The sequence below is a fragment of the Nonomuraea terrae genome, assembly GCF_004348995.1.
GTDB classification, from domain to species: Bacteria; Actinomycetota; Actinomycetes; order Streptosporangiales; family Streptosporangiaceae; genus Nonomuraea; species Nonomuraea terrae.
Genome location: NZ_SMKQ01000031.1, coordinates 1 through 14,059 on the forward strand (window position 1 = coordinate 1; position 14,059 = coordinate 14,059).

At 72.9% G+C, this 14,059-nt stretch carries 16 protein-coding genes; 6 read left to right on the forward strand and 10 right to left on the reverse strand.

The window, feature by feature from the left end; all coding sequences use genetic code 11:
• Window positions 1–2: 2 nt before the first annotated feature.
• The gene (locus tag E1286_RS13550) at window positions 3–1,334 is read right to left on the reverse strand and encodes an SWIM zinc finger family protein (protein WP_165969719.1); all 1,332 of its coding nucleotides are present in this window, start codon (window positions 1,332–1,334) and stop codon (window positions 3–5) included.
• Window positions 1,335–1,417: 83 nt separating this feature from the next.
• Between E1286_RS13550 and E1286_RS13555 the strand changes: the two genes are divergently transcribed.
• Genes E1286_RS13555 through E1286_RS13570 form a run of 4 tightly spaced genes read left to right on the forward strand, consistent with a single transcriptional unit; the run spans window position 1,418 to window position 6,833 of the window.
• Complete coding sequence (locus tag E1286_RS13555; RefSeq protein ID WP_132612297.1) at window positions 1,418–2,521, forward strand: C39 family peptidase; 1,104 nt, start codon at window positions 1,418–1,420, stop codon at window positions 2,519–2,521.
• Between the two features lie 4 nt (window positions 2,522–2,525).
• Window positions 2,526–4,385: a dipeptidyl-peptidase 5 gene (locus tag E1286_RS13560; RefSeq protein WP_187368159.1), complete on the forward strand. Its 1,860-nt coding sequence runs from the start codon at window positions 2,526–2,528 to the stop codon at window positions 4,383–4,385.
• Entirely contained in the window at window positions 4,382–5,656 is a 1,275-nt protein-coding gene (locus tag E1286_RS13565) for a M20/M25/M40 family metallo-hydrolase (protein ID WP_132612299.1), read from the forward strand. The genes E1286_RS13560 and E1286_RS13565 overlap by 4 nt, the downstream gene beginning before the upstream one ends.
• Window positions 5,646–6,833: an erythromycin esterase family protein gene (locus E1286_RS13570; RefSeq protein ID WP_132612301.1), complete on the forward strand. Its 1,188-nt coding sequence runs from the start codon at window positions 5,646–5,648 to the stop codon at window positions 6,831–6,833. Before E1286_RS13565 ends, E1286_RS13570 begins: the two co-directional genes overlap by 11 nt.
• A gap of 5 nt (window positions 6,834–6,838) precedes the next feature.
• Here E1286_RS13570 and E1286_RS13575 read toward each other — a convergent pair whose 3' ends face one another.
• The 3 genes from E1286_RS13575 to E1286_RS13585 are packed head-to-tail and all read right to left on the reverse strand — an operon-like array spanning window position 6,839 to window position 9,035.
• A complete protein-coding gene (locus E1286_RS13575; RefSeq protein ID WP_132612303.1) occupies window positions 6,839–7,801 on the reverse strand; it encodes an ABC transporter permease in 963 nt (320 codons plus the stop codon).
• The gene (locus E1286_RS13580; protein WP_132612305.1) at window positions 7,798–8,646 is read right to left on the reverse strand and encodes an ABC transporter ATP-binding protein; all 849 of its coding nucleotides are present in this window, start codon (window positions 8,644–8,646) and stop codon (window positions 7,798–7,800) included. Before E1286_RS13580 ends, E1286_RS13575 begins: the two co-directional genes overlap by 4 nt.
• Window positions 8,643–9,035: a GntR family transcriptional regulator gene (locus tag E1286_RS13585; RefSeq protein ID WP_132612307.1), complete on the reverse strand. Its 393-nt coding sequence runs from the start codon at window positions 9,033–9,035 to the stop codon at window positions 8,643–8,645. Before E1286_RS13585 ends, E1286_RS13580 begins: the two co-directional genes overlap by 4 nt.
• Window positions 9,036–9,213: 178 nt before the next feature.
• Here E1286_RS13585 and E1286_RS13590 point away from each other — a divergent pair, with 178 nt between their 5' ends.
• A complete protein-coding gene (locus E1286_RS13590; protein WP_132612309.1) occupies window positions 9,214–9,759 on the forward strand; it encodes a hypothetical protein in 546 nt (181 codons plus the stop codon).
• Window positions 9,760–9,832: 73 nt separating this feature from the next.
• Here E1286_RS13590 and E1286_RS13595 read toward each other — a convergent pair whose 3' ends face one another.
• The 5 genes from E1286_RS13595 to E1286_RS13615 all read right to left on the reverse strand — a co-directional run bounded on the left by E1286_RS13595 (window position 9,833) and on the right by E1286_RS13615 (window position 12,848).
• The gene (locus E1286_RS13595) at window positions 9,833–10,525 is read right to left on the reverse strand and encodes a DUF427 domain-containing protein (protein ID WP_246074829.1); all 693 of its coding nucleotides are present in this window, start codon (window positions 10,523–10,525) and stop codon (window positions 9,833–9,835) included.
• Between the two features lie 90 nt (window positions 10,526–10,615).
• Window positions 10,616–11,203, reverse strand: a complete 588-nt coding sequence (locus tag E1286_RS13600) for a hypothetical protein (RefSeq protein ID WP_132612313.1) — start codon at window positions 11,201–11,203, stop codon at window positions 10,616–10,618.
• 95 nt (window positions 11,204–11,298) lie between these two features.
• Window positions 11,299–11,520, reverse strand: a complete 222-nt coding sequence (locus E1286_RS13605; RefSeq protein WP_132612315.1) for a helix-turn-helix domain-containing protein — start codon at window positions 11,518–11,520, stop codon at window positions 11,299–11,301.
• Window positions 11,520–12,017 carry a DUF2975 domain-containing protein gene (locus E1286_RS13610; RefSeq protein ID WP_132612317.1) on the reverse strand — a complete coding sequence of 166 codons (498 nt, stop codon included), beginning with the start codon at window positions 12,015–12,017 and terminating at the stop codon, window positions 11,520–11,522. The genes E1286_RS13605 and E1286_RS13610 overlap by 1 nt, the downstream gene beginning before the upstream one ends.
• 363 nt (window positions 12,018–12,380) lie before the next feature.
• A complete protein-coding gene (locus E1286_RS13615) occupies window positions 12,381–12,848 on the reverse strand; it encodes an adenylyltransferase/cytidyltransferase family protein (protein WP_132612319.1) in 468 nt (155 codons plus the stop codon).
• 155 nt (window positions 12,849–13,003) lie between these two features.
• On the opposite strand from E1286_RS13615, the gene E1286_RS13620 reads away from it, so the two are divergent.
• A complete protein-coding gene (locus tag E1286_RS13620) occupies window positions 13,004–13,465 on the forward strand; it encodes an ATP-binding protein (RefSeq protein WP_132612321.1) in 462 nt (153 codons plus the stop codon).
• Here the strand turns inward: E1286_RS13620 and E1286_RS13625 are convergent.
• The gene (locus tag E1286_RS13625) at window positions 13,462–13,986 is read right to left on the reverse strand and encodes a calcium-binding protein (RefSeq protein ID WP_223189926.1); all 525 of its coding nucleotides are present in this window, start codon (window positions 13,984–13,986) and stop codon (window positions 13,462–13,464) included. The two genes, E1286_RS13620 and E1286_RS13625, sit on opposite strands and share 4 nt — an antisense overlap.
• Window positions 13,987–14,059: the final 73 nt, after the last annotated feature.

The following is a 14,059-nucleotide window of genomic DNA, read 5'->3' on the forward strand; positions in this document are numbered from 1 at the left end:
GGTCACAGGGTCGCCTCCGCGGGCGTGCGGGCGCGGACGCGGGCCGCCAGGACGTGCTTGCACGGCCCGCGGGAGCCCCGGTGGTCGAACCACCAGGGGCAGGTGCAGGCGCCCTCGGCGATGCGCACCCGGCGGACCCCGCCGCGCGTCGTCACCTCGGCCTCGTCGCCTGACAGCAGTCGCACGGCGCCGGACTCGGCCAGTGCCCTGGCGGCCGTGAGACGCGGGTTGAGCTCGGCCACCTGCTCCTTGTCGTAGGGCAGCTCGCGGTGGAAGTGGCCGGCGTCGTGCAGGTCGTAGCCGACGCGGCCGGCCGTGCCGAGCTGGGTGAGCGCGGCGCGTACCCGATCCAGGGGCAGCCCTGAGCGGTCGGCGAGCAGCCCCAGCTCGACGGTGGGCTCGAAGTTGAGCAGCATGCCGACCACGTCGGCGTCGCCCGCCGCCTCGTCGGTGGCCAGGTCGTCGAGGACGGCGCCCTCGCCAGAGAAGCCGCGCCACGGCTCGGGCGACAGGGCCAGCGTGTAGCGCATGCCGGGCAGCTCCACCTCCCACGCGCTCGCCGTGGAGGACCCGTCGGCGGGCCCGTACACGCGCAGCGCCTTGGCGAACCTGAGCAGCGGCATGAGCGTGGCCACCCGGCCCGCGCCCGACAGGCAGACCCCGCCCGGCGCGGGGCTCGTGGAGACGCGCAGGTCGCGGCCCGCCGGGACGGCCCAGACGGTGGCGCGGGCGCCGCGCGGCAGGGAGCGCAGGAACCGTACGGCGTGCGGCCCGGCCAGCTCGGCCCGCAGATCCCAGCCGGCGGCGATCACCTGCACCTCGGCGAACCCGCGCAGCCACCGCGACGGCAGCGGCACCTTCTTCTCGACCACCGCCCCGTCGAGCGTGGTGACGGTCAGATCGTCGGGCCCGACACCCAAGTGAAGCGGGTCGCTCCCGCCGACCCTGGCCAGCGACTCGCGCAGCGGGCCGTTGACGTCGACGTTGGTGGTGCCGCGGTCGAGGACGTCGCCGTCGAGCCCGGTCACGTCGAGGCGGGCGTAGACGCCGCCGCACGCCGAGAACGACTCGAACCTGAGGCGTTCGCCGTCGCAGGTCACCACCGGGTCGCGGGTCCAGCCGGGCCGGGGCTTGTGGTAGCGGGTGAGCGCCACGTCGGCCACGGCGAGCAGCCCGGCGGCGGCCGGCGCCGCGTGGGTGAGCAGGCCGCTGAAGAACCTGGGGTGCGTCTGGGGACCGGATAACGCCGTGCCACCGGAGGTCGAGAGGCCGAGCCTGCCGCCGGCGAGCGTCGAGGAACCGGCGTACGAGTACGCCTGAACGGCTTGAGTCATGCCCCGAACCATAGAGATGATCACCGACACAATCACGCCGGTACGTAAACCATCCGATGTGCGACACGGGGTACAAAACCACAATGTGGCTGGTGCTCACCGTCGATCTGGCCCGCGTCGCCTTCACCCGCTTCGCCGTGCCCGAGATCACCGGGTACTTGATCAACGGGCCCCTGATCAACGGGCCCGGAAGGAACGGGGATGGCGAGTGGACCGGCGAGGAGCACCCCATCGGTTTCGCGGCCACCCAGGTCGTGCCGTCCTGGACCGCGCGCACCGCGCCCGGCTCCTGGATCGAGATCGCGTTGCGCGCCAGGACCGCCTCGGGCGGCCTGACCAAGTGGTACGTGATGGGCCGCTGGTCCGAGCACGGCGACCCGCGCACCTCGGTGCCGGGACAGGGGGACGGGGACGGCGACGTGGCGGTGGACACGTTCGTGGCGCGGCGGCCGGTGACCGCCTACCAGGTGCGGGTGGCCTGGCACGGCGCCGGCGCGCGGGTGACCGGCCTGGGCGTGATGGCTTCGGCGCTGCCGCCGCATCCGCCGGAGCCGGCGCCGTTCACGCCGGGTCCCGCGGTGGAGCTGCCGGTGCCGCGGCACACCCAGCACGCCCACGCCGGGCACCATCCGCGCTACGACGGCGGCGGCGCCAACTGGTGCGGACCCGCCTCGGTGGCGATGGTGCTGGGGTTCTGGGGCCGCGGCCCGTCCGCCGGGGAGCTGGCCTGGGTGGGCGACGGCGACCCGGCGCCGGCGGTGGACCACGCGGCGGCGGGCACGTACGACACGAGCTACCAGGGCACCGGCAACTGGCCGTTCGGCGTGGCCTACGCGGGGCGGTACGGGCTGGCGGGGTTCGTCACTCGGCTGCGTTCGGCGGCGGAGCTGGAGTGCTTCGTACGGGCCGGGATCCCGGTGATCACGTCGCAGTCGTTCAAGGCGGCCGAGCTGCCGGGCTCCTGCTACTCCACCAGCGGTCACCTCCTCGTCGTCACCGGCTTCACCGCCGAGGGCGACGTCGTCGTCAACGACCCCGCCGCGCCGCGCGACGCCGAGGTCCGCCGGGTCTACCCACGGGCGGCGTTCGAGCACGTGTGGCTCAGGAGCTCGGGCAGCGGCGGCATCACGTACGTCATCCACCCTCCCGAAGTTCCTCTTCCTCCTTGTAGCAATGGCAATTGGTGAGTTCATGAGCATTCGACCGATCGACGTGGCCCGTACCGACGGCGGCCCCCAGTGGGTGGAGGCGGTGGAGACTCCCGCCGGCGTCGAGGTCTGGTGGGACGAGCCGCGTCCCCACGAGGGCGGCAGGCGTTGCGTGGTGCGCCGCCTGCCGGACGGTTCCCGGGTGGACGCGCTGCCCGCCGGCTGGAACGCGCGCAACCGCCTCATCGAGTACGGCGGCCGTTCCTGGCGTCCGCTGCCGGATGGCGGCCTGGTCTTCACGAACTGGGCCGACCAGCGCCTGTACCGCCTCGGACCGGGCGGCGCGCCCGAGCCGCTGACCCCGCAGGGCCCAGCCCGGTACGGCGACCTGTACCTGCCGCCGGGCCGCGGCGAGGTCTGGGCGGTCAGGGAGATCGACGACGTGCGGGACCTGGTGGCGGTGCCGCTGGACGGCGGCCCGGTCAGGGCCATCACCAAGGCCCACCATTTCCTGATGAATCCCAGAATTTCGCCCGACGGGCGAAATGTCGCCTGGATCGGCTGGGACCATCCGAACATGCCCTGGGACGGCACCGAACTGTGCGTGGCCCCGCTGTCCGCGGAAGGGACGGCGGGCGCGTACGAGGTGGTCGCCGGCGGCCCGCAGGAGTCGGTCGTGCAGGCCGAGTGGCGCGACGAGAGGAGCCTGTACGCGGTGACCGACCCCACCGGCTGGTGGAACGTGCACCTCGTCCCGCTGGACGGCTCCCCCGCCCGCAACCTCACCCCGATGGCGGCGGAGTTCGGCGCCGCGGCCTGGAAACCGGGCCTGACCTCCTTCGCGGTGGCCGCCGACGGGCGGCTCGCCGTCGTGTACGGCACCCCCGACCACCGTCGCCTGGGCGTACTGGACCCGGGGACGGGCGACCTGCGCGAGGTCGGCGGCGACGCCACCTTCTGGGCCTCGACCGTCTCCGTGGCCGGCGGCAGGGTCGCGGCGGTGAAGGGCACGCCGTACACGCCGCTGGAGGTGACGCTCGTGGACCTCGGCGACGGCGCGCACGAGGCGGTGTCGGCGCGCAAGCCGCTGCCGGAGCGCGCCCTGCTGCCCACGCCGGAGGCCGTGACGATCGAGGGCGTGCACGCGCACCTGTACCCGCCGCTGGACGCCCGGGGCCCCGGACCGTACGTGATCTTCGTGCACGGCGGGCCCACGGGGAACCTGCCGATCGTGCTCGACCTGGAGATCGCGTACTTCACCAGCAGGGGCATCGGCGTGGCCGTGGTCAACTACGGCGGCTCCACCGGCTACGGGCGGGCGTACCGGGAGCGGCTGCGCCACCAGTGGGGCGTGGTGGACGTGCAGGACTGCGCCAAGGTGGCGCGCGGCCTGGTCGAACGGGGCCTGGCCGACGCCGCGAAGATCGCGATCCGCGGCGGCAGCGCGGGCGGCTGGACGACGGTGGCGGCGCTCGTGCACAGCGACGTGTTCGCGGGCGGCGTCGCGCACTACGCGATCACCGACCCGGAGAGCTGGGCGGCCGAGACGCACGACTTCGAGTCGCGCTACCTGGACGGCCTGGTCGGCCCGCTGCCGGAGACGCGCGAGCGCTACACCGAGCGCTCGCCGCTGCTGAACGCCTCCCGCGCGTCCGGCCCGTGCCTGATGCTGCACGGTCTGGAGGACGCGATCGTGGACGTCGGCCAGGCGGAGCGGTTCGTCGGCGAGCTGGACAAGCACGGCAGGCCGTGGGCCCTGCTCACCTTCCCCGGCGAGCAGCACGGCTGGCGCAGGGAAGAGACCATCGTGGCGACGCTGGAGGCCGAGCTGGCCTTCTACGGGCTGATCTTCGACCTGGAGACGCCCGAGGTGCCGCCACTGACCCTGAAGGGAAGAGCTTGAAGAGCGTTGCCGAGATCTGCTCGGATCTGATCAGGTTCGACACCACCAACCCTGGCTCCGGGGAACGCCCGGCCGCCGAGTACGTCGCCACGCTGCTGGCCGACGCCGGGCTGGAGCCGGTGGTGTTCGAGTCGGCGCCGAAGCGGACCACCGTCGTGGCCAGGATCGACGGCGACTCCCCCGACGCGCTGCTCGTGCACGGCCACCTCGACGTGGTGCCCGCCGACCCGGCCGAGTGGCGCACGCACCCGTTCTCCGGCGAGATCGCCGACGGCTGCGTGCACGGGCGCGGCGCGGTCGACATGAAGGGCGCGTGCGCGATGACCCTCGCGACCGTGCTCGGCATGGCGGCGCGCGGCGAGCGGCCCAGGCGCGACCTGGTGCTGGCGTTCCTGGCCGACGAGGAGGCGACCGGCGACTACGGCTCGCGGCACGCGGTGACCGAGCACCGGGAGCTGTTCGACGGCGTCACGGAGGCGATCAGCGAGTCCGGCGGGTTCAGCGTCGCCTCGGGCGAGCACCGGGTGTACCCGATCGCGGTGGGCGAGCGCGGCACCTCGTGGATGAAGGTGACCGCGCACGGCGTGGCCGGCCACGGGTCGCGCCCGGCGGTGGACAACCCGGTCGCGACGCTGGCGCACGCGCTGTCGCGGGTGGCCTCGTACGAGTGGCCGGTACGGCTGACGCCGTCGGTCGCGGCGCTGCTCCGAAGCCTGTCGGAGATCACCGGGCAGCCGATCGACCTCGACCGGCTGGACGAGGAGGCGGCCCGGCTCGGCGCGCTGGGCGGCCTGTTCCGCGGCCAGATCCGCAACTCGGCCAACCCGACGATGCTGGAGGCCGGTTACAAGGTGAACGTGGTGCCCTCGACGGCCGAGGCGCACGTGGACGGGCGCTACCTGCCGGGGCTGCAGGAGGAGTTCCTGGAGACGATCGACGAGCTGCTCGGGCCGAAGATCACCCGGGAGTTCGTCAACCTGGAGGAGGCGCCGGCGGCGCCGTACCCGTCGGCGTTCTTCGACGAGCTGGCGGGGACGCTGGTGGCCGAGGACCCGGGGGCGCGGCCGGTGCCGTACGTGCTGGCCGGGGGCACGGACGCCAAGTCGTTCGCCCGCATCGGCATCCAGGGGTACGGTTTCACTCCCCTCATGCTGCGGCCGGACCTCGACTACTTCGGCATGTTCCACGGCAAGGACGAACGCGTCCCGGTGGAGGGCCTGGAGTTCGGCACCCGTGTCCTGACCCGTCTGTTCACCGCCCATGCCGGATGACGTGACGGCGTGGCTGGCCGAGCGGGCGATCCCGCTCGGCCGGCTGGAGCCGCTGAAGGACGTGCTCGACGGGGTGACGCTGGTCGGGCTGGGCGAGTCCACCCACGGCAGTGCGGAGTTCTTCTCGCTCAGGTGGCGGCTCACCGAGTTCCTGATCAAGGAGCTGGGTTTCACCATGCTGGCGATCGAGGCCAGCGCCGCGGCGGCGCGGGCCGTGGACGCCTACGTGACCGGCGGGACCGGCGACCCACGTGAGGCGCTGGCGGGGCTGGGCTTCTGGACGCTGAACACCGCCGAGATGCTGACCGTGATCGAACGGCTGCGCGAGCACAACCGCACCGCCGCGCGTCCCGTACGGTTCGCCGGCGTCGACCCGCAGCACCCGGGAGCGGCGCTGCGCGCGTTGCGCGCCTGCCTGGGCGAGGACGCCGCCGAACTGCTCGACCCGCTCGACGGTCTCGGCCATACGACGCCGCGGCCCCGGTGGGAGCCGCTGGACCGGCAGGCCGAGGCGGACGCGCGGCGGCTGGAGGAGTACGTGGCCGCGCACGGTCCCGCCGAGGCGCGCGAGCACGCCAGGATCGTGCGGCAGTTCGCCGACATGGCGAGCAGGCCGTACCGGCACGCCGATCCCCTGCGGACGCTGGGCGTCGCCCGCGACCGGCACATGGCCGAGAACGTGAACCTGCTCATGGCCGAGCCGGGAGCCAAGATCGCGCTGTGGGCGCACAACGGGCACATCATGAAGGGCCACTACAGCGGCGGCACCGTTCCCTCGATGGGCCTGCACCTGGCGCGCGACCACGGCGCGGCGTACTACGCGCTCGGGGCGACGTTCGGGAAGGGCGTGTTCCGCGCGCACCGCATGCGGTTCGGCCGGATGGTACGCCGCCGAAGGCCCGCGCGTTTCCGCGTCCCCCTGGCCGGCGCGCCGCGCGTGGTGGAGGCGCGCCTGGCCGCGGCCCACTCCGGCGACCACCTGGTGGACCTGCGCGGCGGTGACCGCCCGGAATCCGTGGCCGGCTGGCTGGCGGCGACCAGCCACATGCGCGCCTTCGGCGCGGCGGCGGGCCGGCTCACCGCGAAGTTCGCCTTCATGCCGACCGTGCCGGCCGAGCAGTACGACGGGCTCGCCTTCCTCCAGCAGGTCACCGCCTCCACCCCGCTCGACCGGTGACCACCTCAACCCGGACGGCGGAGGGTGCGGTGTACGGCCAGGCCGCCGAAGGCCGCTGAGGCGAGCAGGAGGATGCCCGCCTCCGTCCACTGGAAGCGCCAGAACCTGGACGGCGGGTGGTAGTACATGGCATACCGGTAGCCCTTGGCGAACAGGCATTCCTGCCACGCCTCGGCGTTCCTGGAGCTGCGCCCCGCGTCCGCCCGGAGCGGGCAGCCGCTGCCGGCCGGGTCGGCGACCTCCCTGCCGGACGGCTCCACCCAGGCGGCGCGCACCAGCCGGGCGTCGACGTCGTCGAGCACCACCGTCCCCGTCAGCTCGGCCCGCGCCGGCTCGGCGTAATGGTCGCTCAGCCCGAACAGCGCGGCCATCGTCGCCGCCACCCCGGCCACGACCAGCGCCATCGCCGGCAACGTACGCCGGAACACGGCCCCGGCCAGGGTGCCGAGCGCGAACGCGTACAGCCACCACGCCGCGGGCGCCACCCCGACCATGTTGAACACGCCGATGTTGCCGAACGAGGAGTCGATCCCCGCCCTGAAGACCGGCCGCCACAGGCTCACCATGAGCGACAGCAGCAGCCCGCCCGCCACGACCGCCCCGGCCAGCACCGACAGCTTGACCGCCAGCCACCGCCACACCGGCACCGACTGGGTCCAGGCCAGGCGGTGGGTGCCGCGCTCGTACTCGCGGCCGAGCAGCGGCGCTCCCCAGAACGCCCCGATCAGCGCGGGCAACACCAGCGGCATCCAGCCGAAGACGGAGTAGACCGCGTCGTAGCGCCGTCCCAGCGCCACCTCCAGTTCGGCGCAGGCCACGGCGGGGCCGGGACAGCCGGGCGGGGCGTGCCCGGCGACGTACAGCCTCGCCTCCACCGCCGATCCGAGCAGCAGCACCCCGAGCACCGCGAGGAAGCCGGCCGTGAGGAGGATCTGCGCCCGGTGCTGGCGCCACGTCACCCAGATCACGCGCCCACCCCCGCCAGGCCGGGCAGGGCCGCCGAGGCGGGGCTGCGCAGGTAACCCATGACGAGCTCCTCCAGGCTCGCGCGGCGCGCCCGCCAGCGCGGGTCCGGCACGGGGCCGCCTCTGACGAGCAGGCCGGCCTGCCGCCCGGTACGGCTCTCCCCCACGACCGACACCCCGGCCGGGGACGGCGTGTCGGCGGGGCCCGTCAGCACGAGGTGCCCGGCGAGCAGGTCCTCGATGTCGCCGCTGACCTGGAGCCGCCCGTCGTTCAGCACGACGAGCCAGTCACAGGTCTCCTCCAGATCGGAGACGACGTGCGAGGACAGCAGCACGGTCAGCTCCCGCTCGGCCACCTCCGCCATGATCGCGCGCATCACGTCGTGCCGGGCGAGCGGGTCGAGGTTGGCCAGCGGCTCGTCGAGCACGAGCAGGTCGGGCCGCCTGGCCAGCGCGAGCGTGATCGCCACCTGCGCCCGCTGGCCGCCCGACAACCCGCCCGCCTTCCGGTCCAGGGGGATGCCGAGCCGGGCGAGCCGGTCGGCCGCCGCGTCGCCGTCCCAGCGGGTGTTCATCCGGCGGCCGAAGGCGAGCGTCTCGGCGACGGTGAACCCGTCGTACAGCGGCTTGTCCTGCGCCACGAACGCCGCCTCCCCCGCCACGCGCACGCTGCCCCGCGCGGGCCGCAGCAGGCCGACGGCGGCGTGCATGAGGGTGGTCTTGCCGGCGCCGTTCGGGCCGACGAGCGCCGCGACGCGCCCGGCCGGCACCGCGAGCGAGCAGTCGCGCAGCGCCCACGAGCGGCGGTAGCGCACGCCCAGCCCGGTCGCCTCCAGCGCGGGCCTCACGCCGCCCCCTCCTTCGAGGCATCGGCCAGGACCACGCTGAACAGCGCCCGCAGATCCTCCTGATCCAGCCCGGCCGCCCTGGCCTCGCGCACCCACGCCTCCAGCCCGCGCCGCAACCGCGTGTGGTCGGCGAGCGTCGGCCCGGCGACGCCCTGCCGCACGAACGTCCCCATGCCCGGCCGCCCCTCGACCAGGCCCTCGTGCTCCAGCTCGCGGTACGCCTTCAGCACGGTGTTGGGGTTGATGGCCAGCCGCTCGACCACCTCACGAGCGGTGGGCAACTGGTCACCCGGCCGTAGCTCACCCAGCCTCAGGGCCTGCCTGACCTGGTGGACGAGCTGCAGGTACGTCGCAACCCCCGAGCCGCGGTCGAGATGAAACTCGATCACCGAAACACCCTTTCACTAATTGAGTAGTGAAAGGGTGTTGCATCACCCCATCGGGTGTCAACCGAGGGCCGCGGGGGGATCACATAGTCGCTGTGCGGCCAGCGAAGTATCGCCTGGTCGTGCGCCCGTCCGCTTCGTACGGTTCGAGCGACAGTTGTCTCGACCAGGCGAGGGGCGAATGACAACGAACATCGGTACGCAGCAGGAATACCCGAAGGCCCCATGGTGGGCTGCGATATGGGCCGCGTTCATGAGTTCGTTCAAGAGGCCGCGGAGGGAGGGTGGGGGCACGCCCGACCCGCTGCCCCAGGCGAGCGAGGTCGAAAGCATGCCAGATGCCGCGCCACAGGCGATCGAGAAGAACGCGGCCGAAGAATCCATGGCGGAGATCAAAGCGGCCTTGCAAAGAATCGAGGACGCCCTCCTGCGCCTTCCCGCGCCCGCCCCCACCACGAGCGCCCAACACCACGTCGGCGAGATCCTGCTGACCTTCGTGGAGGCGGGGCGCTGGAACCAGCTCTGGGCCCATCAACTGCTGGAGGATCCGAAGGGCAACGCCGAAGAACACGTCCCTGGAGCGATCTTGCTCGCCCGGACGGTCCTGAAGCATCACGACGTCCCCCGGAAAGGACCTGCTGAGGCCCTCAAAAAATGGGCGGGACGCGGCGAAGCCGACCCTGCGGTTCAGGACCCGGGACAACCTCCGTCACCGTCGCCGGCGTGACCCCTGCCGTACTACCGCACCGTGAGCCCGGCCGGCCGGCGTGTGACCGGCCGGCGAGACCTGGGCGGGCGGGTCAGGAGAACTTGGTCTTGGGGCGGGGCTGGAGGACGTCGTCCACGTAGACGTCCAGCTTCTCGTCGTAGAAGGCGATCAGCCCGGCGACCTTCTGGCTCTCCGGCAGTGGCGTCCGGTACGACCAGGCGAGGTCCTTCTCGCCGTTGACCTTCCAGTATTCGGCGCTGCCCTTGTACGGGCAGTGCGTGACGGTGTCGGAGGGCTCCAGCAGGTCGAGCCGTACGTCGGTCTTCGGCAGGTAGTAGCGCGGCGGCAGCCCCGTCTCGAAGAGGATGCGCGGGCTGCGCGAGTCGGCCACGGTGACGCCGCCCACCTCGACGCGCACGTGCCGCTGGCTGGGCAGGATGTCCACCCTGGTGTACGGGTCGCGCGGGTGGGTGAAGACCTCCTCGTCCTCCTCGAACCAGGCGTCCATGGCGTCCCACTCGAACCGGACATGGCCGCGGATCTCCTCCAGCGGCGACTCAGGGTAGGACAGCGCCGCGTCCTTCGCCTCGGCGGTGCCGGAGGTGACCGTGTAGACCACGGCGTCGCCCCTGCTCGGGGAGTGCTTGGTCGCGCCGGTCGGCTTGAGCGCGGAGGCGTCCACGTCGTCCGCCGGGAAGTAGTAGGCGGGATAGTAGGGCACCTCCCACACCAGGAGGGCGGAGGTGGTGTCGGCCACCACCCGGCCGCCGAGATAGGTCCTCACACGCTTGGCCGTACGCTCGACGCGCACCCGGCCACGATTCGTGACGTCCATGTTCGCGGCAACCCCGCCGGCGAGCCCGCTATTCCGCGCTCACCACTGCCCGAAGGCGGCCAGCGTCGCCCACGTCGTCAGCGTGCCGACCGCCGCGCCCGCCACCACCTGGGCCGCGGTGTGGTGCGTGAGGCGGACGCGGGCCCAGCACACCAGCGCCACGACGGCTCCTCCGATGAGCGCGGCCGGCCACGGGGGCAGCACATCCGTGAGCACGACGACCGTGCCGGCGGACACGGCGGCGTGAAAAGAGATCTTCCAGCGCAGGGTGATCGGCACGGTGACGCCCAGCGCGATGAGCATGGCGGTCACCGTCGCGACGAGCAGCGTCGGAGCGCCCAGCAGGATCAGCAGCGCCAGCGCCACGAGCACGGCCGCCGCCGCCGCGAGCAGCGGCCCCGTACGGCGGGCGCGGTCCACGATGTGGTGCGAGTCGAGGCGCCCGGAACGCACACCCAGCGCGATCACCGCCGCCGGTATGCCGCCGCACAACGCCGAGGCCACCAGCCCCCAGGCCGCGCCCGTCCACCCCTGGGCGAGCAGGCCCACGACGGGCGGCATGACGATCACCAGCACCTGCGGCGCCAGCAGGTCCGTCACCCGCCTCGCCACCCTGTCGGCCGTCATGCCAGGAAAGACTACGCGATCATGCTCGGCCCCCACCCGGCGGCGTACGCACGCGGCTGCGCCTCCGTGACCCCCGGATCGGCGACGTACAAGGGTCACCGCTCCGCGGCGGCTTCTGGCTCCCAGCGCAGCAGATCTCCCGGCTGGCATTCGAGCACCTCGCAGAGCGCGGCCAGCGTCGTGAAGCGCACCGCCTTGGCGCGGCCGTTCTTGAGCACCGCCAGGTTGGCGGGCGTGATCCCGACCCGGTCGGCGAGCTGCCCCACGGACATCTTCCGCTTGGCCAGCATCACGTCGATGTCGACGACGATCGGCATCAGATGACCTCGTCCAGCTCGGCCTCCAGCCGCGCCGCCTCGATGTCCCGCGCGACGGCCTGAGCCAGGAGCATCCGCAGTACGAGCACGACGAGCGCGACCCCCAGGATCGCCACGACGACCCCGCAGACGAGCAGGACCACACCGGGGGCGACGGCCTCACCAGGCGCCAGCAGGACCGCGAGCACGAACGTCAGGACGGCGGCCGCCACGAACGCCCCGATCACGACGTGCACGTGCCGGAAGGCGGCGTGCGAGAACACCGTGCCGCGCCGCACCATGGTGACCAGCCGCCACAGACAGACCAGCACGACCTGCGCCGTCACGACGCCCAGCAGGATCGTCACGAGGTAGGCGGGGATCGGGTACGCGAGCTCCGAGTCGAGCCCATCGAGGTCCGCGGCCAGCAACGGCACCATGACCGCCTGCACGAACACCGAGCCGGCGAGCAGCACCACGAGCACGGCGCGCAACGCAAGCACTGTCAGCTTCCCCATCACCGCTCCATCCATCGACCAACGATGGGAATCTATCGAGATTCGATAGATACGGCAAGAGAGTCGGCAGAACGGAACGGGGCTGTCGGCGGAAGGGCGCCGGTGAAAGCCGTTCGCGGCTCAGCCGCCTCGGCCGCCTACGCCGAGCTCGACCCGCTGGCCCCGCGCGACGGGAAGGTGGCCTCCGCGCTCCTGGGCTTGTCGAGCGGCGCGCACCGGCATCGAGGCTCTGCCACCTGCCGCATTCGACGGGGCGTACGGCCTCGGAGCGGCGGCGTTCGACGCGCAGGCCCGTCGCCCGCAATCTCGAGGCGGCGCCGAGGGCTACGTCGCCCTCTCCGTGCCGGTCGCGTTACGCGGCCGTCAGGGCTTGGTGGCGGCGTTGACGATGCGGGTCGTGGAACGGCCCGGAATGGCGGCCATCTCCCAGCAGTCGGCCCCCAGGATGGCCGCCGCGGCGGCGCGGGCCCCCGCGTGCGGGTCGCCCGCCGTGTGGGCCAGCGCGTCCGGCCGCATCGGCGCGAGCAGGTCGATGTAGTCCTCGGGCCCGTGCGCCTCAGGCGGGCCCGTCACGATGAAGACCCCGGTGACGAAGCGGAGCGCGGCCAGCACCTCGGCGCGCTCCGCCGATGGGTTGAGCGGGCGGCTCGGCCCCTTCCACGCACGCACGCGCGGGTCGTCCTCGACGCCGACGACCAGGGGCAGCCCGCGCGCCGCCACCGTGCCCAGGTAGCGCACGTGGCCCACGTGCAGAATGTCGAAGACGCCGGTCACGACCACCGCACCCGGCCGCTCGTACGGCTGCACCCAGACGGCCTCCAGGCTGCTCACGCGACCTCCTGCCAACCCTTCGGGCCTCGACGACTCGTCGATCGCAGCGTACTCGGTCGTCACCAGCACTCGCGCAGCCGACCTTGGGACAGACCATTCCTACCTTTTCGCGATAATCTCCGGGACCCCTGCCGCGCGTCTTATAACGTCACCGGATGTTGGGGGAGGTCGCCGTGGCACCGCAGGACTCGCAGCTGCGCACCAAGGGGGATGATCGCGATCTTGAGGCCCGGCTGCCGGGGACACCGTCGCAGGTGTCCAGGGCCAGGGGGCTGGTGACCGACGCGCTCGGCCGCGACCATCCCCTCCACGACGACGTGGTGCTGCTCACCAGCGAGCTGGCCACGAACGCGATCCTGCACAGCAGGTCCGGTGACGGGGGCTCGTTCACGGTGACCGTGACGAACTCGGAGGCGGCCGTGCGGGTGCTCGTCTCGGACGCGGGTTCGGACGGGCCGCCGTGCGTGTGCCGTACGAGCGCGCGGTCCACCAGCGGACGCGGCCTGCCGCTGATCGAGGCCCTCAGCCACCGCTGGGGCTTCACCCGCGAGGACGGCTCCACCACGGTCTGGTTCGAGCTGCAGCACACGCGCGTGCCCGCCGCGGTGGCCGTCTAAGCGCAGCGCTGCGGTCCACCGGCCGGGATCCCGAGCGGAGAACACGCGACGGCCCCGGCCGACGGGCCGGCCGCGGGCTCCACGGCGGGCGTGTGCTGGGCGCCACGCCGATCCTCCGCCTCCGGCGCGGTCGCGGAGCCCGTACCGGGGCCGGAGCGCATGGTGTCCCCGCCGGGACCGCCGTCGATCAGGTTGTTGCCCAGCCCGCCGAGCAGGACGTCGTCGCCCTCCAGCCCGCAGATGCGGTCGTCGCCGTGCCCGCCGTCGATGGTGTCCGGGCCGTCGGTGCCGACGATCACGTCGGGGCCGGCGGTCCCGATCGTGGGCGTGCCGGGCTGTGCCACGATCGTGGCCTTCTGGCCGAAGCACAGCGCCTGCTGCCCGCCGGGGTCGGCGAGCGCCGGCGACAGGATCGTTCCGGCGGCGATGACGCCGAGCGGAATGGCCGCCGCGATCAGCGGCCGGGTCCTCGCCCGGGCGGCACGCGTAGCGGCGCCGGACATCTGGCCATGTGCACTCATTTTCATCACAGTCGATAGTCGATCATCACGAATACCGTGTGGCGGACCAACGACTTGCGATTCCGGCATGCCC